The organism is Microbaculum marinum, from assembly GCF_037855135.1.
GTDB lineage: Bacteria > Pseudomonadota > Alphaproteobacteria > Rhizobiales > Tepidamorphaceae > Microbaculum > Microbaculum marinum.
This window is the reverse complement of the sequence record NZ_JAZHOF010000002.1, coordinates 525783-544642: the sequence shown is the minus strand read 5'-3', so window position 1 is coordinate 544642 and position 18860 is coordinate 525783. Positions and strand designations below refer to the sequence as shown.

General features: G+C 68.7%; 17 protein-coding genes. 4 read left to right on the top strand and 13 right to left on the bottom strand.

Annotated elements, in window-relative coordinates; all coding sequences use genetic code 11:
• Position 1 precedes the first annotated feature (1 nt).
• Entirely contained in the window at positions 2–730 is a 729-nt protein-coding gene (locus V3328_RS06080; RefSeq protein WP_340328721.1) for a class I SAM-dependent methyltransferase, read from the top strand.
• A 7-nt stretch (positions 731–737) separates the two neighbouring features.
• On the opposite strand, the gene V3328_RS06075 is transcribed toward V3328_RS06080, so the two are convergent.
• Positions 738–1466 (bottom strand): DUF1045 domain-containing protein, encoded by a 729-nt coding sequence (locus V3328_RS06075; protein WP_340328720.1) that lies wholly within the window; start codon positions 1464–1466, stop codon positions 738–740.
• Between the two features lie 160 nt (positions 1467–1626).
• Here V3328_RS06075 and V3328_RS06070 point away from each other — a divergent pair, with 160 nt between their 5' ends.
• Positions 1627–2256, top strand: coding sequence for a tetratricopeptide repeat protein (locus V3328_RS06070; RefSeq protein WP_340328719.1), 630 nt, complete (start codon positions 1627–1629; stop codon positions 2254–2256).
• Here the strand turns inward: V3328_RS06070 and V3328_RS06065 are convergent.
• From V3328_RS06065 to V3328_RS06040, 6 genes are all read right to left on the bottom strand, one after another.
• A complete protein-coding gene (locus V3328_RS06065; protein WP_340328718.1) occupies positions 2253–2675 on the bottom strand; it encodes a PaaI family thioesterase in 423 nt (140 codons plus the stop codon). The two genes, V3328_RS06070 and V3328_RS06065, sit on opposite strands and share 4 nt — an antisense overlap.
• Before the next feature lie 32 nt (positions 2676–2707).
• Positions 2708–3439 carry a hypothetical protein gene (locus V3328_RS06060; RefSeq protein ID WP_340328717.1) on the bottom strand — a complete coding sequence of 244 codons (732 nt, stop codon included), beginning with the start codon at positions 3437–3439 and terminating at the stop codon, positions 2708–2710.
• Positions 3440–4167: 728 nt separating this feature from the next.
• Positions 4168–5016 (bottom strand): ABC transporter permease, encoded by an 849-nt coding sequence (locus tag V3328_RS06055; protein ID WP_340328716.1) that lies wholly within the window; start codon positions 5014–5016, stop codon positions 4168–4170.
• Positions 5017–5243: 227 nt separating this feature from the next.
• Positions 5244–6278, bottom strand: a complete 1035-nt coding sequence (locus V3328_RS06050) for an ABC transporter permease (RefSeq protein WP_340328715.1) — start codon at positions 6276–6278, stop codon at positions 5244–5246.
• Entirely contained in the window at positions 6278–7399 is a 1122-nt protein-coding gene (locus V3328_RS06045; RefSeq protein ID WP_340328714.1) for an ABC transporter ATP-binding protein, read from the bottom strand. The genes V3328_RS06050 and V3328_RS06045 overlap by 1 nt, the downstream gene beginning before the upstream one ends.
• 75 nt (positions 7400–7474) lie before the next feature.
• Positions 7475–8611, bottom strand: coding sequence for an extracellular solute-binding protein (locus V3328_RS06040; RefSeq protein ID WP_340328713.1), 1137 nt, complete (start codon positions 8609–8611; stop codon positions 7475–7477).
• Between the two features lie 183 nt (positions 8612–8794).
• On the opposite strand from V3328_RS06040, the gene V3328_RS06035 reads away from it, so the two are divergent.
• Complete coding sequence (locus tag V3328_RS06035; RefSeq protein ID WP_340328712.1) at positions 8795–10327, top strand: alkaline phosphatase family protein; 1533 nt, start codon at positions 8795–8797, stop codon at positions 10325–10327.
• Between the two features lie 487 nt (positions 10328–10814).
• On the opposite strand, the gene V3328_RS06030 is transcribed toward V3328_RS06035, so the two are convergent.
• Entirely contained in the window at positions 10815–11312 is a 498-nt protein-coding gene (locus V3328_RS06030; protein WP_340328711.1) for a nuclear transport factor 2 family protein, read from the bottom strand.
• A 537-nt stretch (positions 11313–11849) separates the two neighbouring features.
• Here V3328_RS06030 and V3328_RS06025 point away from each other — a divergent pair.
• On the top strand, positions 11850–12923 hold the full coding sequence (locus V3328_RS06025) for a nuclear transport factor 2 family protein (protein ID WP_340328710.1): 1074 nt from the start codon (positions 11850–11852) through the stop codon (positions 12921–12923).
• A 55-nt stretch (positions 12924–12978) separates the two neighbouring features.
• Here the strand turns inward: V3328_RS06025 and zigA are convergent, their stop codons facing one another.
• The 5 genes from zigA to V3328_RS06000 form a co-directional block, all read right to left on the bottom strand.
• Positions 12979–14199 (bottom strand): zinc metallochaperone GTPase ZigA, encoded by a 1221-nt coding sequence (gene zigA, locus V3328_RS06020; protein ID WP_340328709.1) that lies wholly within the window; start codon positions 14197–14199, stop codon positions 12979–12981.
• Positions 14200–14497: 298 nt separating this feature from the next.
• On the bottom strand, positions 14498–14740 hold the full coding sequence (locus V3328_RS06015; RefSeq protein ID WP_340328708.1) for a hypothetical protein: 243 nt from the start codon (positions 14738–14740) through the stop codon (positions 14498–14500).
• Between the two features lie 53 nt (positions 14741–14793).
• Complete coding sequence (locus tag V3328_RS06010; RefSeq protein ID WP_340328707.1) at positions 14794–16665, bottom strand: Vgb family protein; 1872 nt, start codon at positions 16663–16665, stop codon at positions 14794–14796.
• 100 nt (positions 16666–16765) lie between these two features.
• Positions 16766–17575 (bottom strand): phosphonoacetaldehyde hydrolase, encoded by an 810-nt coding sequence (phnX, locus tag V3328_RS06005; RefSeq protein WP_340328706.1) that lies wholly within the window; start codon positions 17573–17575, stop codon positions 16766–16768.
• A 5-nt stretch (positions 17576–17580) separates the two neighbouring features.
• Entirely contained in the window at positions 17581–18708 is a 1128-nt protein-coding gene (locus tag V3328_RS06000) for a TIGR03364 family FAD-dependent oxidoreductase (protein ID WP_340328705.1), read from the bottom strand.
• Between the last annotated feature and the right edge of the window lie 152 nt (positions 18709–18860).

The window sequence follows — 18860 nt, the reverse complement described above, 5'->3', positions numbered from 1 at the left end:
AATGGCCCAGAATATTTATGACGACGGGGTTTTTTTCGCGGCATACTCGCGTCTGCATCGGTCCGTTCGCGGGCTTGAGGGCGCGCCGGAATGGCCGGCGCTCCGGGACCTGCTGCCGCCGCTCGCGGGCCGCAGCGTTGTCGACCTGGGGTGTGGATTCGGCTGGTTTGTACGCTGGGCGCGGCTGCAGGGGGCGGCCTACGTCCTCGGTGTCGACCTGTCGGAGAACATGCTGTCACGGGCGCGGCAAGCGACCGACGATCCTGCCGTCGATTATCGTCGGGCGGATCTCGAAACACTCGAACTGCCCGCCGCGTCCTTCGACCTCGCCTACAGTTCCCTGGCCTTCCACTACATACCGGATCTTGCCCGGCTGGCGCGCACGATCCGAGGCTCGCTGCGGCCCGGCGGCGTGCTGGTGTTCAGCATCGAGCATCCGATCTTCATGGCGCCGACGTCGCCGGACTGGATGACCGGACCCGGCGGTCGCAGGATCTGGCCGCTCGCTACCTATTCAGCGGAAGGGGCGCGCCGAACGAACTGGCTGGCGGAGGGGGTGGTGAAGTACCATCGCACCCTTGCGACGACGGTCAACACTCTGGTCGACCAGGGTTTCACGTTCCGGCGCTTGGTGGAATGGGCGCCGACCCCGGAGCAACTGGCGGCCGCGCCGGAACTGGCCGAGGAAGTCGACCGGCCGATGATCGCGATCCTGAAATTCTCGTTGTAGGGGGTCCTCACAAGGCGTCGAGCTGGACGACCCGGCGGGTGTAGGCGAGCGGGTGGCCGAGCGGTGCCGCGGCCAGCACCTCGAAGGGGGCACCCGGTTCGCGCTCGACGGCGATCGCGACGCGGTCGACGGTCAGCGCGCGGCCGATCACCGGCTCGAAGACATCGGTGAGGATCGCCTCGACGCGCTGCGTCTCGTCGGCCTCCACGCGCCCCGTCAGCGTCATGTGGAAGCTCGCCTCCTCGAGCACGTAGGGATAGCCCCAGCGGTCGAGAAGCTCGTTCTGGCGCGGGCTCAGGCCGGCGGACCGGCGTCGCGCGATGTCGCCCTCGCCGAGGGGCGCGCGGAAGCGCTCGAAGGCCCGCACCGCGCCCGCCGAGAGATCCTCGACCTGCCCGTCGCGGATCGCCGGCATCAGCGCGAAGAAGCCGCGCATGTTGATCAGCGACAGGACCGGCAGCCGCACCGGCGTCACCGACCTGGCGAAGCCGCGCAACGCGTCCACCAGTTCCGCCTCGTCGGTCCCTTCGGCGAGCCGGAACGGCGCCTTCAGCGTCGCGTGCAGCCCGTAGCGCGCCGGCTCGCCGACGAGGCGCGACCATGCGGCAGCCTCGAGCCCGGCGATGACCGGCGCCGAGAAGGTGGTCCCGGTCTCGATATCGTAGCCGAGCCAGCGCGTGCCGGTATCGAACAGCTCGCTGTCGGGATCGGGCACGAAATAGATCGCGTATCGCAAACGGCAGTCTCCTGGATGTCGCGCCCCGGTCGGGCGGAATGGGACGCAAGCCAACGTTCACCGTTAGTGCGATGGCATGACGGCGCAATGACACCGGCCCGGTCGTAGTCGGCTTGACCTGCAGGTAAATCTGGCGCCCGATTGCGCGGGAAAAAGGGCCATGCGCGTGATCGACACGACCTCCGATCCGCAGCAGCTCGCCCGCGCGGCCTCCGCGGCGCTGACGGCCGGCGACTGGACCGCCGCCGAAGCCGCCCTGACCGGCCTGCTCGCCCATGCCCCTGCCGATGTCTCGCTGGCCTACAACCTCGCCCTCGTGGAAAAGCGGCTGGGCAAGGATCAGGCCGCCGAGCAACGCCTCGCCGCGCTCCTGTCGCTTGCCCCGGGCCACGACAATGCCCGCTTCGAATATGCCGCAAGCCTGATGAACCGCGGCGCCGAGGCCGATGCGCTCGACCAGTTCGAGGCCTACCTGCGCCGGCGCCCCGCCGACGGCGACGCACGGCTCAACGCGGCCCGGCTCTGCCTGCGCCTCGGCCATGCCGACGCGGCGGCACGGCATCTCGACTTCGCAGAACGTGAACGGCCGGACGATCCGGCGATCCGCCTCGCCCGCGCCGAAGCGCTTCGCGATCTCGGCCGGCCGGGAGAAGCCGACGAGACGTTCCGCGCGCTGTTTCGCCAGGCCCCGTCGCTGCGGCCGGCGATCCTCAAGGCGATGAGCCAGGGCCGGCGCGGCCGCGTGCCGCTCGACGCGGCCGTCCTGACGGGCTCCGCCGACAAGCACTAACCCGCCGGCCGGTCCTCGCGCTTGCGGACGGTGCCGAGCGCCGTCGCGCAGAGCGTCTCCGCCCCGCCGGCGCGCACGTAGACGTCGCAGCGCACCACCGCCTGGGTGCGGCCGGCATGGATCGCCGAGGCGCGCGCAAGCAGTTCGCCGCCGACCGCCGGGCGCAGATAGTTGACCTTGATCTCCGCGGTCACGACCCCGCTTTCCATCGCCGCCGCGCCGGCAAAGGTCAGCGCGTTGTCGGCCGCATAGCAGATGACGCCGCCATGCGTGATGCCGAGATGCTGGCCGGTGTGCTCGCTCAGCGGCACGCGCAGCTCGGTCAGATCCTTCGACCAGCGCACGAGGTCCGCGCCCAGCAGCCGGCTGAACGGCTGTGCGGCGAGGATCTCGCGGCCGCGTTCCAGCATCTCGTCCATCGCGTTCCTGCCCGTTCCTGCTGCCGGGCAGCCTACCCGGGCCCGATCCGGAAGGCCTTCCGGTACAGGCCCGGATCGTCGGACAGACCATCCTCGATCTCGCGATGGGCGTCGAGATGCGTCTCGTCCATCGTCGAGGTGACGATCTCGATCGCCTCGCGGCGGACGGGAATGGCCTGCGCCACCGGCGTGCCCGCGGGCAGGACGCCCTCGAAGCCGGGGTCGGTCCACAGCGCCGGAAAATGGACGAAACCGTCCTTGAACCTGTCGCAGTCGACCACGCCCGACAGGGTGCGGAACGGCAGGTCCTCGCGGTTCAGCGGATGGGTGAACAGCACCGACCAGCCGTCCGGAACCTCGAGCGCCCAGAAATTGGTGAACTTCACGACGAACTGCGTGTCGGCCACCGCGAACGGGGTGCCTGCGGCCTGTTCGGGCACGTGCAGCCCGATCGGCGAGCGCGTATGGCGCAGCCCCGGCACCCGCGGCGCCTCCCAGTCCCACGACAGGGTGCCGCCGGCGACCGTCACGTCTGCGGCAAGCGGCATCAGCACGCCGGCGGACAGCGCATCGATCAGCGGCGGGCAGTGCTTCAGCGTGCGCACCTGCGCCCCGCCCAGCGTCTCGCTCGCGGCCGACCCCGGCATCGCCTTCAGCCACTCCGGCAGCCCCGCCCTGGCCGGCGCCGGCTTCGGCAGGATCTCCTCGAATCCCGGCAGGCAGCGAAACGTCAGGCGCATGTGGCTCGCTTCAATGCACGTCATCCGGGCCGGACGCCCCCTCTCCACGGCATCCCGGCCGGACGGATCTTCTACACGTCATCCCGGCCGAAACGCAGCGGAGAGCCGGGATCGCCAGGAGCCGAAGCGCTGCGGCCCCGGGCGGTCCCGGATAGCCGCTTCGCGGCTTCCGGGATGACGAGTGTAGGCATTGCTGCGAGCCGCTTCCAGCCGTCCGGGACGATTGGGGAGCGATGCGGCAGATCCAGACGCAACTGCCGCCGGCTCCGGCACGGCACGCGACAGCAGACGGGTCGGCGCCCTCGCTATCCCCCACGTCATCCCGGCCGGACGCCCCCTCTCCACGTCACCCCGGCCGCACATCGCAACCCGCCTCTGCCTACGTCATCCCGGCCAAGCGCAGCGCGAGCCGGGATCGCCGGGAGCCGAAGCGCTGCGGCCCCGGGCGGTCCCGGATAGCCGCTTCGCGGCTTCCGGGATGACGAGTGTTGGGGGCCGGCATGGGCAATTCCAGACGCCCGTGCCTCCAACCACCCCAAGGGCAGGCAGCGGATGACAGGGCAATACGGCTCCCCTCTCCACGTCATCGAGGCTGCACATCGCGACCCGCCTCTGCCTACGTCATCCCGGCCAAGCGCAGCGCGAGCCGGGATCGCCGGGAGCCGAAGCGCTGCGGCCGCGGGCGGTCCCGGATAGCCGCTTCGCGGCTTCCGGGATGACGGAGAGGTTGAGGCTCTCCGATCCCGGTTGGCCTACCGCGCCATGCGCGCCTTGCGGTCGCGCTCCTTCAGGATCACGTAGACCGTCGCGGCGATGATCGTCAGGACCACGAAGATGACGCCGATCACGTTGATCACCGGCGACAGCCCGAAGCGGAAGCGCGAGCCGATCTCGGTGACCAGCGTCCAGTTGCCGCCGATGGCGAACACCGTCGTGTTGTAGTTCTCGATCGACTGGAGGAAGGCGATCACCGCGGCGGTGAAGATCGTTGGCGCCAGGAACGGTAGGGTGATGCGGCGGAAGACGTGGACGCTGGAGGCGCCGAGGTCGAGGGCGGCCTCCTCCAGGCTGCGGTCCTGCCGCTGCAGGCGGGCCAGGAACATCAGCATCGAATAGGAGGCGATGAAGGTCGCCTGCGCCATCATCGCCAGGAACAGCCCGCCCGGCACCTGGAAATTGCGCCAGAAGATCAGCGTCGAGATGCCCAGGATGATGCCCGGGGTCAGGATCGGCGAGACCAGCACGCCGTAGAGCACGCCGTTCCAGCGCGACTGCAGCCGCGTCAGGATAAAGGCGCCGGACAGGCCGAGCGGGATCGACACGGCGATCACGCCGATGCCGACCAGGATCGAGTTCCGCAGTCCCTGCAGGATGCGGGTGTCGCCCGCCAGCGCGTCGAACCATTTCAGCGTCCAGCCGCGCCATTGCGTCACGGACGGATAGTCGTAGGCGTTGAACGCCGCCAGCGTCATCACCAGCAGCGGCGCGAACAGGTAGATGAAGAAGATCACCATGTAGACGTTCAGCACCACGTTCGCCCAGCGGCCCTCGCGGGTGCGGCGGACGGGAGTGGCGGGCGCGGCGAGCGTCGCGGCGGTCATTGCAGCCTCCGGGTGCGGTCAAGACCGGGGCCTCGCCCGCAGCCTGTCCTCGGGCCGCGCCAGGCGCGGACCCGGGGGAGACGGCCGCTCCGCGGCCTCCTCAGGATGAGGAGCAAAGGTTGGGAGTTTGTTGCAGCAACCACCCCTCCCCTCATGGTGAGGAGCGGCGCAGCCGCGTCTCGAACCATGCAGGCCCCGGCGGTGCGATGGTCCTCCACCCCGCCCCCCTATCGCGCGATGTCGCGGACGCCGACGCGGAAGATCAGCATCATCAGGAAGATGAAGACGATGCAGACCACCAGCAGCGTGAAGGCGTAGGCGGCGCCGACGTTCCAGTTGTTGGATTCGAAGAACTGCCGGTAGATCGTCTGGCTGAACCAGTCGCCCGAGGTGCCGCGCGTCATGATCTGCGGCACCGCGTAGGAGCCCGCCGACAGCATGAAGGTCATGATGCAGCCGACCGCGATGCCCGGCTTGGCATGCGGGATCGCGACGCGCAGGTGGATGCGCCAGGTCGGCGCGCCGAGGTCGCGGGCAGCCTCCAGCTGGTTGCGGTCGAGCGTCTCCAGCGTGTTGTAGATCGGGAAGACCATGAACAGGATGTAGGCGTAGACCATCGCCACGAAGACGGAGACCGGCGATTCCAGGAACGGGATCCACTGCTTGGCCGCGAGGTTGGTGATGCCGACCCAGTCGAGGAACGTGTTGAGGACGCCCTGGTAGTCGAGGATCATCAGCCAGGCATAGACGCGCAGCAGCTCGTTGATGGCGTAGGGCACGATCAGCCCGAGCATCAGGAAGGCCGCCGCCCGCGGCGTCGCCACCTGGGCGACCGCGAAGGCGATCGGGTAGCAGACCACCAGCGCCAGCACCGTCACCAGGGCGGCATAGAAGATCGTGCGCACGAAGATGCGCAGGTGCAGGCCCGACATGCGGGTGTAGTTCGACAGCGTGTAGACCCTCTGCGGCGCCTTCTCCTGCGCCTCGAGTTCCGCGATCTCCTCCTCGATATCGGAGATCCTGTCCTCGATGGCCGGCTTGTCGGCGTCGGCGGCGGCCTGCGCGTCGAACTGCAGGGTGGAGATCTCGTTGTAGAGCCGGTCGATCTGCAGGGTGATCTGGCTCGTTTCCTGGCGCGTCCACAAGGAACGCTCCACCATGAACAGCTGCGGCACGATGATCATGCCGAGCATCCACAGAACCGTCAGGGCGACGAACACCGTCGTCAGCCCGCGTCCGTAGGTGCGGACCAGCGCGCCCATCAGTCTCTGGCCAGCTCGCCGGCCGGCAGCACCAGCGCGTCGGAGGCGGCGAAGCCGACCCGCTGCTCGCCGCCGAGGTCGCGGCCGGCGGCGCCGGAATTGGTCAGGTGCACCATGATCTCGTTGCCGTCCCGCTTCAGGAACAGGTTGACGAACGGGCCCTCCAGGTCGCGGCGGTCGATGCTGGCGGAGACGACGTTGTCGAGGGCGGCCCCGTTCAGGAACTGCATGCGCTCCGGCCTGACGAAGACCATCGCCTCGTCGCCCGGTGCCAGCTTCTGCCGGTTGCGGCCGCGCAGCCGTCCGTCCGGCCCCTCGATCACCGCGAAGCCGTCGGCGACCTCGGCGACCCTGCCGCGGAACACGTTCTGCTCGCCGACGAACGTCGCCACGAACGGCGTCGCCGGATCGTCGTAGAGCACGTCGGTGGTGTCGACCTGCTCGACGCGGCCCTGGTTCATCACGGCGATGCGGTCCGACATGGTCAGCGCCTCGCCCTGGTCGTGGGTGATGTAGATGAAGGTGACGCCGGTGCGGCGCTGGATGTCCTTGAGCTCGGCGCGCATGTGCTGGCGCAGCTTCAGGTCGAGCGCCGACAGCGGCTCGTCGAGCAGCAGCACGGCGGGCTCCACCGCCAGCGCCCGGGCGATCGCGACGCGCTGGCGCTGGCCGCCCGACAGGTCGCCGGGCAGCTTGTTCTCGTGGCCGCGCAGGGCGACCATATCGATCAGTTCCATGGCCCGCTCGCGGCGCTGCTTCCTGCCGACGCCGCGCGCCTCCAGGCCGAAGGCGACGTTCTCCCAGACCGGCATCAGCGGAAACAGCGCCAGGTTCTGGAAGATCAGCGCGGTCGGGCGCCGGTTCGGCCCGATCCCGCGCATCTCGGCACCGCCGATGCGCACCGAGCCGGTGGTCGGATCGAGAAACCCGGAGATCATCCGGAGGATCGTCGTCTTGCCGCAGCCCGACGGCCCGAGGATCGAGAAGAACTCGCCGGCGCGGATCTCCAGGTCCGTCCGGTGGACCGCGGTGAAGTCGCCGAACACCATCGAGACGGCGTCGAGCACGACGTCCTGGCCCCGCATCGTGGTATCGGCCGGCATTGCCGTCGCAGCGCCCATGGCGATGCTCCCCTGTTCCGCGCGCGCCACTGGAAAGGAAAGGGCCGCTCCCTTGCGGAGAGCGGCCCTTCGGTATCAGGCGTTGGTGAGCTGCTCCGAATACAGCGAGCGCAGCGACGCGAAGAAGTCGGTCTGCGCCGGCCACCACCACAGATTGTCGATCGCGGCGGGGTCCGGGTAGGCCATCTGGAAGGCCGCCTTCTGCTCGTCGTTGAGATGCTTGTCGGCATCCACGGCGGCCGAGTTGTAGCCGGTGTTGTTGGCGAACATGCCGCCGGCCTCGGGCGTCAGCATGAAGTTGATGAAGGCGTAGGCCTGGTCGACGTTCTCGGCGCCCGACGGGATGCCCATGGTGTCGATCCAGCCCAGTCCGCCTTCCTTCGGCATCGTGTAGCGCCACTTCGGATTGGTGTCGCGGTGCAGCAGGATGCCCGTGGTGTCCCAGGTCTGGCCGATGGTGCAGCCGGCATCGGTGAACGCGGCGGTCGCCTCGGTGGCGTTGTTCCAGAAGGCGCCGATGTTCTGGCGGTGCTCGATCGCGTACTTGGTCACCGCCTCGAAGACGCGCTTGCACTCTTCCTCGGACTTGTAGAGGTCCATGGCGCGGTTCGACTTCACCTCGCCGGTGGCGTCGAGGTAGATCGCCAGGCTGACCAGCACCGACTTCTGGCGCACGGCGACCTGGCCGTTCATGTCCGGCTTCCACATGTCGCCGTAGGAGATGACGCCGTACTTGAGGTCGGGCATCGTCTCGGAATCCCAGGTCATGCCCTCGGTGCCCCAGTCGCACGGGATCAGGTAGCGCTTGCCGCGGTTGGTGGCGCCCAGGTTGATCGAGGCGCGGTAGATCGACGGGATCACCTCGTCGACCTTGAACTTCGACTCGTCGATCTCGGCGAGCAGGTTGTCCTTGTAGTAGTTCGGGCCCGTGTCGACGGAGGGGAACACCACGTCGAAGCCCTTGCCGCCGGCGGCGCGCAGCTTGTTCTCGGCCTCGTCGTTGGAGCCGTAGGTCGACAGGTTGACCGTGATGCCGGTCTCCTTCTCGAAGGCGTCCTTGATGTTGTCCTGGACGTAGTCGCCCCAGGCGAACACGTTGACGGTGCCGGACGAGGCGAGGGCATCGCCGGCCTTCAGGATTGCCGGGGCGGCGAGCGCGACGCCGGTCGCGGCGGTCCCCTTCAATACGGTGCGTCTGTTGATCGATTTCATGTTTGTGCCTCCCGATGGATGCGGCCGATAGGATTACCTGAGATCGCGGCGGGAGACGCCGACATGAAGCGCCATTCGCCCGGTCGTCAGTCGGCTAGCAGCCGGCATTGACAACTGTATGACAGATGTCGTGGCCCTGTCATCTTGTGTGGATAACGAGAACCAGACCCGGGAGGCCGGACCGTGAACGTACTTCTGATTACCGCCGACCAGTGGCGGGGCGACAGCTTCGGGGCGGCCGGGCATCCGGTGGTGAAGACGCCCAACATCGACCGCCTCGCCGGGCAGTCGGTGATGTTCTCGCGCCACTTCGCCCAGGCCGTGCCCTGCTCGCCGGCGCGCGCCTGCCTCTATACCGGCCTCTACCAGATGACCAACCGCGTCTGCCGCAACGGCACGCCGCTCGACCGGCGCCACGACACGCTGGCGCTCGCCGCCCGCCGGGCCGGCTACGACCCGACCCAGTTCGGCTATACCGACGTCGCCCAGGACCCGCGCCTGCACGAGGGCCGCGACCCGTGGCTGACCACCTACGAGGGCGTCCTCCCCGGCATGAGCGTGCGGGTCAGGCTGCCGGAGGACGGCAAGCCGTGGCTGTCCTGGCTGAAGGCGCGCGGCGTCGACGTCTCGAAGGGCCTCGACATCTACCTGCCGGAGCACGGCCCCGCCGACCCGCCCCGCGGCGCCCCGCCCGCCTACTCCGCCGACGACACCGAGACGGCGTACCTGGCCGGCGAGTTCCTGCGCTGGCTCGGCGAGCAGGACCGCCCCTGGTTCGCCCATGTCAGCTTCCTGCGCCCGCACCCCCCGTTCATCGTCCCCGAACCTTACGCCAGCATGTATTCGCCCGACCAGGGCCCCGACTTCGTGCGCGCCGCCACGCCGCAGGCCGAGGCGGCCCAGCACCCCTACATCGCCTACAGTCTCGCGACCGTGCAGAAGACCAACTTCGTCCACGGCGCCTCGGGATCGATCGGCGACTGGGACGACGCCGCCCGCCGCCAGATCCGCGCCACCTACTGGGGCATGATCTCCGAGGTCGACGCCCAGATCGGCCGCATCATGGAGGGGCTCGAGGCCGTCGACATGACCGATGACACCCTCGTCGTGCTGACCAGCGACCACGGCGAGATGCTCGGCGACAGGCACCTCTACGGCAAGCTCGGCTGGTTCGACCAGAGCTTCCACGTGCCGCTGATCGTCCGCGATCCCGGGGGCCGCCGCGGCGCCAGGATCGACCGGTTCACCGAGTCCGTCGACATCGTGCCGACCATCCTGGAGCGCATCGGCGCGCCCGTCCCCGACCATCTCGACGGCCGCTCGCTGGTGCCGCTGCTTGAAGGCGCCGAACCATCGACCTGGCGCCGGGAGGCGCACTGGGAGTTCGATTTCCGCGAGGTCGCCACCGGCGCCACGGAGCAGGCCTTCGGCCTGCCGCTCGACGCGCTGAACCTCGCGGTCGTGCGCGGCGACCGCTTCAAGTACGTCCACTTTGGCGGGCAATCGGGAGGCTTGCCGCCGCTGCTGTTCGACATGGAGACCGATCCGGGCGAACTTACAAACCTCGCCGACGACCCGGCCTGGCGCGACGTCCGCCTGGAGATGGCCGAAAAGCTCCTGTCCTGGCGCGCCCGCCACCTCGACCGCCGCCTGACCGGCATCGAACTCACCGACGCCGGCCCCGTCGCCGCAGGCCTGGAGCGTCGAAAACCCTAGTTCGCGCCTTCGGCGGGTCGGTACGCTGGATCCCCGCTTGCGTGGGGACGGGCGGGCGATACCGGCGAACACGCCGCCGCCCTGCCGTGCCGCTCCTGGGTCCGGATCAAATCCGGGACATATGCTGTGCCTTGGGCATGGTATCTGCCCCTACCGCAGCCTACGCCCCGGACTTGATCCGGGGCCCAGCGCGGCGGCTGCTGGTGCCCGTGACACTGATCCCGCCCATCCCCGCGCAAGCGGGGACCCAGCGCAACGACCCGCCGAAGGCTCCGCTGTCCCCGGGGCGCCTCTACATCGCGAAGAACCACCATTCCCGCCCCGGCTTGCGGCACCGCCTCACCCCACGCCGCAGCCTACGCCCCGGACTTGATCCGGGGCCCAGCGCGGCGGCTGCTGGTGCCCGTGACACTGATCCCGCTCACCCCGCGCAAGCGGGGACCCAGCGCAACGACCCGCCGAAGGCGCCGCTGCCCCCGGGGCGGCTCTACATCGCGAAGAACCACCATTCCCGCAGGGCGGTGCAGACGAGCGGATCCGAACCGGTCGCAAAGGTCAGGTGGAAGACGCCGTCGAGGCGGGCCTGCTTGCCGGCCGAGGCCAGCGTCAGCTCGGCCGCCCAGTGCGCGATCGCCACCGTGTCCGAGACGCTCCACAGGGTGCTGCGGAAGGTGATGTCCCTCTGGTCGGCCGTGACCGTTTGCCAGTAGTCGCGGATCGCGTCCTGCCCGGTCATGACGGGCTCGAAGGCTTTCTCGTGATAGGTCGCGTCCTTCGAGAACAGGGCCGCCGCCTTGTCGGCGTCGCGCTCGACCCAGGCCGTGCCATAGGCGGCGAGCCAGGCTTCGACCTGCGCCCGGTCCAGCTGCGGACCGCCCTGCCCGTCGTTCTCCCCGGCGCCCTGCGCTGCGGTGGCGCCGGACAGCACCAGCGGCGCGGTGACACCAGCCGCCGCGATCATTGCGAATTCCCGTCTCGTGGTCATGAGTCTCCACCTTTTTCGCCACACGAAAATTCGTTCGATGATCGAAATTAAAAGATCCGGCTTGACGCTAAGTCAATCACGCTCGGCCAATCCCGTCTCCCCGCCTCGCCCGCATGGCCATTTTCCCCGCCCAAACCGGCCCCCGGCCGCTGCCCGATTCCCGCGACAGCGGCCCCTGCGACAAGTTGACATAGGGGAAGGTTTGGTCCTACGCTCGTAATCCGAAATAGTTTTCGAATAACGAAAAGTATTTTCGTCCTCATGCAGACCACCCGGGCACGCGCAGCGCGACGGGGGCGGGCGGGGGGAGAGCCAGATGCAGATCACGTGACACTGGAAGGCCCGCGCGGCCGGGCATCATCCTGCGCCCGTCGGCGGCCGCGGCCTCGCGGATACACCGGCGGCCGGCACTGGCGGCCGGAGGACTGGTCATTGAACGGATGAATTCTTCGGCGCGGCGGCGGGCTGCGGCGGAAACCCGAGGGGAAACTCAAGGGCCGAAACTCAAGGGCAACAACTCAAGGGAAGGAAACGACAATGAGAACTGGCAGCAGCATTGCCGCGCTCATGCTGGCGTCGGCCTTGGCCGCGGGGTCGACCGGCGCGACGATGGCGCAATCGCGCCCGGCATCCGGCGAAACGGCCGAACTTGCCAGGAGCGCCGACGACTGGCCGGATTGCAGGGGCCGGGCGATCGGCATGTACCCGCTGTGCCGGGTGGTGCCGAAGGCGTTCCCCGACATCACCGACGTCTCGCATTCGAGCCTGCGGACGGCCAACACCATCACCGGCTTCTTCGAAGCCAAGAGCCGCCACAAGGCGGCGCAGATGGTCGCGTTCTTCGCGCCCAGGCCCGACCCGGTCGTCTATCTGGAGGCCGGGCTCGGATTTGCCTGGGAGTCGCAGGACGCCCTGCTCGAGGTCTGGTCCGGCGACGCCTTTGCCAACGGGCCGCCCGAGGCGCTGTCCTACCCGCTGCGCATCGTCGGCGGCGACGGCAGCGCCATCGTCGAGTTCGTCAACACGCCGGAGCTCCTCGGCCGCGAGTACCGCTTCATCGCCTCGATCACCTTCGACGACGACGGCAACATCATCCGCTGGGCCGACTACTGGGACGGCCGTGCCTCGAAGTCCAACGTGCCCTACGGCGCGCTTGGCCCCTATCCCGCCGATTTTCGCGACGACGTGGAGAATTCGTCGAAGCTGATCAGGCGCATCACCGGCAAGCTGCACAGGGCGCTGCGCAAGGGCGACGCCGCGGCGGCCGCGGCGATGTTCAGCCCGGACGGCGTGCTGGAGGACGTTCCGCTGCACGCGCGCATTGTCGGCAGGATCCAGATCGGCCGCTACTTCGAGCGGGCGCTGCCGCTGCTTCCCTACGCCCGGCGGGCCGCCATGGGCCATGTGTCAGGCGGCGACTTCGGCGGCGGTTACGAGTGGATCCCGCGCGCGACGGCCAACAATCCGCTGAAGCGGGGCATCACCCTGGTCGAGCTCGACGACCAGCACCGGATCACCCGCATGACGACGATGTACGACGCCTACAAGCTGAGCGAGGCGCGCTATCACAACCTCTTCCTCGCGGCAGCCGAGGACCCGGCCCAGAACTGAAGTGCGATATCGGCAAGGGGGACATGTCCCCCTTGCCGCCCTGCCGCGGAATGAGTCAGCCCGCTCCGGCCCTACCCCATTCCGGGAAGGGATCCGGCAGCGCGGCCAGCGCTGCCATGTCAAACTTTTCGGGGTCCTCTGGACCGACCAGGCAGTCGTCGAGCGCGGTGCGGATCGCCGCCTCGTCCATCGCGTGGCCGATGAACACCAGCTCCTGGCGCCGATCGCCCCAGCCCCCCACCCAGTGATCCTCCAGTCGGGTCCGCCAGTCGGGATGGTCGGGCCAGCGGTCGCGCGGTACCGCCGCCCACCAGTAGCCTGCCGCCTCGGTGCGGCAGATCGCACCGGCGAGGCTGAAATCGCCAACCCAGGCGGGGCGGGTGGCAAGCCAGAACAGGCCCTTGGCACGGATCAGGCCCGGCCAGGTCCGGGCGGTAAAGGCGGCAAAGCGATCGGGAAGGAACGGCCGCCGCGCCCGGTAGACAAAACTCGAGACCCCGTATTCCTCCGTTTCCGGAACGTGGCAATCGAAGCCATATAGTTCCTTGTACCAAAGCGGATGCTGGTGTGCCCGCTCGAAGTCGAAACGCTTCGTGTCGAGCACCTCGCCCAGGGGCACGCGGCCGAAATCCGTCTCGATCACACGAGCCTCGGGATTGAGCGCCTTGACGACGGTGCGGACGGCGGTCCGCCTGTCGCCGGACACCGCCGAAATCTTGTTGAGAACGATCGTGTCGGCAAACTCGATCTGGTCGACCAGCAGGTCGACCAGCGTTCGATCGTCGCCCTCCCCTGCAGTCTCTCCGCGATCCTTCAGGAAATCCTGGCTGGCATAGTCCGCAAGCAGGTTCGCGGCGTCGACGACGGTGACCATCGTATCGAGGCGGGCGATGTCGCACAGCGCGTTGCCTGCCTCGTCACGGAACTCGAACGTCGCCGCCACCGGGAGCGGCTCGGCGATCCCGGTTCCCTCGATGAGCAGGTAGTCGAAACGCCCCTCGCCGGAAAGCCGCCGGACCTCGTCGAGCAGGTCGCCGCGCAGGGTGCAGCAGATGCAGCCGTTGGTCATTTCGACGAGGCTTTCATCGGTGCGCGACAGATCGGCACCACCGCTGCGCACGAGTTCTGCGTCGATGTTAACCTCGCTCATGTCATTGACGATCACCGCAACCCGGCGACCCTCACGATTGTTGAGGACGTGATTGAGAAGCGTCGTCTTGCCGGCCCCGAGAAAACCGGACAGGACGGTTACTGGAAGTCGTCGATCCATTGTCATACCCGTATTGGCCCGGTTCGCTCGGACCCGCCTGTTCGAGAAAGATGAAATGTTATAACGTTACAATTGATAATCGCGATACGCCTGCGATTGCAAGCCCCGGATGCCGGATGCATCGGTGTGGTGCGCAGGACTATCGGGGACAATGCAGGGCGTCCGGCCGATATGAGGTCGGCTCCTCCCGGCCCGCTCGTTCGATGCGTCCCAACGCGAAGATCCGCCGCTCTGGAGGGTCCGCCGGGCAGGGAAGTCGCCTAATGCCGCTCACCCCGGAGTAGCCGTCCCTCGAACTCGTCGACTATCGGCAGCAGGTCCTCCCCGGACGCAACGAAGAAATGCCCGCCCGCCCGCAGCAGCCGCGATTCGCGCTGGCATACCACTCCGGGTAGCCCTCGTCGTCGAGCGCCTCCAGGTCCTCGCGCGACAGGCCCGATGCATCGCCGGAGACGGCGACGCCGACCGTCCAGATGCCGGTGGCGACCTCCTCGGCGATGACGGGATCGAATTCGCCTCCATCCCCCGGTGATGAGGCCTTCCTCAACTTCGTCCGCGATACCGATTGGGCGATACCAATCAGCTGCCGGCTGATCCCTCCTACTTCCCCGTGCCGATCGAGACGATCCGCGAGGTGGCGTGCTCGGTGAACCACATCGCCCCGTCCGGGCCGGCCGCGATGCCCTGCGGGGCGGCGCCGGCGGTCGGAACCGGGTACTCGGTGATCTCGCCGGCCATGGTGATCCGCCCGATCCTGTTGCCGCCCCATTCGGTGAACCACATCGCCCCGTCCGGGCCCGCGGCGATCCCCCGCGGGGCGGCGTCGGCGGTCGGCACGGGGAATTCAATGATCTCGCCGGCCATGGTGATGCGGCCGATCCGGTTGCCGCCCCATTCGGCGAACCACATCGCCCCGTCCGGGCCGGCGACGATCCCCTGGGGCACTGCGTCGGCGGTCGGGAGCGGGTGCTCGGTGATCTCGCCGGACATGGTGATCCGGCCGATCCGGTTGCCGTGCCATTCGGTGAACCACATGGCTCCGTCGGGGCCCGGCGCGATTCCCCATGGAAAGGCACCGGAAGTCGGGAGCGAATACTCGGTGATCTCGCCCGCCATGGTGATCCGGCCGATCTTGTTGCCCTCGGCCTCGGTGAACCACATCGCACCGTCCGGGCCGGCCGCGATCCGCGCCGGTGCGGCGTCGGCGGTCGGAACCCTGTGCTCGCTGATCTCGCCCGCCATCGTGATCCGCCCGATCGCGTTGGCCTCGAACAACGTGAACCACATCGCCCCGTCCGGGCCCGCCGCAATCCCCACCGGAACGGCGCCGACGCTCGTCAGCGGGTAGTCGCTGACCTCGCCGGCCACCGTGATGCGCCCGATCTTGTTGCCGACATACTCGGTGAACCACATCGCCCCGTCGGGACCCTCTGCGAGGTTCAGCGGGACGCCGCCGGCGGTGGGCAGAGTGTGCTCGGCGACCTCGCCGCCAAGGCTGATCCGGCCGATCTTGTTGGTGCTCCGCTCGATGAACCACATCGCCCCGTCCGCGCCGGCTGCGATCCCCTCCAGGATGGCATCGGCGGTCGGGACCGGATACTCGGTGATCTCGCCGGTCACGGTGATCCGGCCGATCCTGTTGCCGTCGTATTCGGTGAACCACAGCGCTCCGTCCGGCCCGGCCGCGATGCCCTCCGGGGCGGCGCCGGCGGTCGGCACCGCGTATTCGGTAATCTCGCCGGCCATGCTGATCCGGCCGATCTTGTCGCCCCTGCCTTCGGTGAACCACATCGCCCCGTCGGGGCCCGCCACGATCCCCTCCGGCGCAGCGATCGGGGTCGGGATCGGATACTCGGTGACCTCGCCGGTCATCGTGATCCGCCCGATCATGTCGCCCTTCACCTCGGTGAACCACATCGCCCCGTCGGGGCCTGCCGCGATCGCCCGAGGCGCCACGCCGGCGGTCGGCACCGCATGTTCGGTCACCTCGCCGGTCATCGTGATCCGCCCGATCTTGTTGCCGGTCATCTCGGTGAACCACATCGCGCCATCCGGCCCCGCGGCGATTCCCCGCGGCCCCGCCCCGGCGGTCGGAACCGCGTACTCGGTGACCTCGCCCGACATGGTGATGCGGCCGATCCTGTTGCCCCACAGTTCGGTGAACCACATCGCTCCGTCCGGGCCGGCGGCGATCCCCCAGGGCACCGAAACGGCGGAGGGGACCGGGTACTGCGTGATCTCCCCGGCGGGGGTGATCCTCCCGATCCTGTTGGCGCTGCGATCGGTGAACCACATCGCCCCGTCGGGTCCGAGCGCGATCCCCTGCGGGCCGGCGGCGCCCTTCAACTCCGGGAATGTCTGAAACGACCCGAGCGGCCGCTCCGCCCGGGCCGGCAGCGCGCTGACGAGCAGGACCAGCAGCAGCGCGGCGATCGCCCGATGACCGCCACCAAAACCATTCGCAATGCGCATACCGACCCCCTCGTTGAATGAACAGGAGGAATATACGCAGAAATCCGCGACGGTGCCGATAGCCAACCGACAGGGAGCGGGACCGCCGGCGGCCTTGCGGCTAGGGCCGCTCGCCGCGCAGCAGCCGCCCCTCGATCTCGTCGATGACGGGCAGCAGGTCCTCGACCGAGCCGACGACGAAATGCGCGCCGGCCCGCAGCAGGGTCGATTCGGCGGCGGCGAAGCGTTCCAGGTAGGTGTCGTCGTCGAGCGCCTCGTATTCCTCCCGCGACAGGCCCATGGCGTTGCCGGAGGCGGCGACGCCGACCGTCCAGGTGCCCGCGGCGAGCCCCTCGGCGATGCCCGGATCGGTGTCGTCGACCTTGACCACGCTCCACGCCGGCCAGACGTCGAGGTCGAGGAAGGTCCTGTACATCATCAGCGCCCCGGGCCGCCCCGACGACAGGTCGCCGGCGCAGACCAGGTTGTCCGGCGCGAAGCCCTGTTCGGCGGCAAGCGGCGCCAGCCGCTCCATGATCTCGCGGGTGTAGCCGGTGGTGGAGCCGATCTTCAGGCCGCGCTCGCGCAGCGCGGCGACCGTCTCGACGGCGCCGGGGATGAGGTCGGCGTAGTCGACCACCACCTCCGCGTTGAGCGGCACGAACACCTCGTAGATCGCGTCGACGTCGGCATCGGTGAACGGGGCCCCCTTCGCCGCCTTCCACGCCTCGGCGATCCGGGGGTTCCGGCCGAGCGCCTGGATGTGGTCCCATTTCGGCAGGCCCATCGGCCCGCGCGCCTCCTCGATCGAGATGTCGACGCCGAAGCGCCCGAACACCTCGACGAAGGCGCCCATCGGCGCGCGCGAACCGAAGTCGACGACGGTCCCTGCCCAGTCGAACACAACTGCCTTGAGGCGCGATTCCGTCATGGTCTTCAGGTCCCGTACATGTCTGCGATCACCTCCTCGGCGATTGCGAAGGCCGTCGATGCCCCGGTGCCGCTGGTCACGATGACGATCCGGACCCTCTCCTCGGGCTGGTCGACCAGCATCAGCCGGTCGGAGGCCGAGGCATAGGTCCCCGTCCAGCGTTCGGCAACCGAATAGGGACCGATGTCGAGCACGTTGTCGAATTCCTCGAGAATGGTCCGGTCGACGGAGTCGGGCGCGAAGGGATCGGGCGTGTCCGCGTAGTGGTGGCTGTCACCGACGACCAGGCTGCCGTCGGCCGAGCGCACCACGATCAGGTGGACGCCGTCGTCGAGCGCCGCCGACCGCTCGTCCCGGAGCCGCCGCCTCAGGGCCTCGGCCTGCGGCAGTTCCGCGTAGCCGAGGTAGCGGACCAGGCCGAGATCCGACATCACCGCCGCCTCGAGGCGGACCTCGCGCTGCGGCCGCAGCCGCATCATGTGCAGCTTGCAGCGGGTCAGTCCGTATGCGGCGATCCGGTCCGCATAGAGGCCGAGCAGGTCGTCGCCGGGGCAGACGATCGCCGCCTCGACGCGGATCGGCCCAGCGCTCGTCTCGATGAGCGGCAGTGACACCTCCCTGGCAGAGGTTTGGCGCCGTATCGACACACCCATGGCACTCTCAAGCCACCGCGAGAGCAGCGGGATGGCATCCCTGGACTCGACCCGCAGGTCGTGCGGGCTCCACAGCACCGCCTGCACGTCGTCCCGCAGTCCGGGCACCCGCTCCCGCGCCCTGTCGCGCGTCAGAATCTCGCACCCCTCGCCCATCTCGGTCTCCAGGAACGCCTCCAGCATCGGGACCGACTCCGGATACCGGGCGGCGACCGCAAGCCCTTGATGGATAACGTCTATTCCCGCCTGCGGGGCGATCGCCGCCCAGACGTCGCGCGACCGCATCGCCCGGCGCCAGCAGGCGCCGGCCTGCTGGCCGGTGACGGTGACGAAGCCGAAGTTGCGAACCGACGCCCCGTTCGCCTGGGCGTCCCGGTCGATGACGACGACCTTCAGCCCCCGCCGCGCCGCCGCCAGGGCGTGCGCGAGGCCGACGATGCCGGCGCCGACGATGGCGAGATCAAAGGAATCGGCTGTCACTGACCAGTTCGCCGGTTGGGTGCCCGCGCGGAATTAGAAGGGTCGAACATGACATTCCGATAACGCGAGGAATTGACGCAGCCCGCTCGGTTGCGAATTGGAATAATTCCTGTTTCATAGCGTATATCAATCGGAAACGGGCCGCCAGTTTG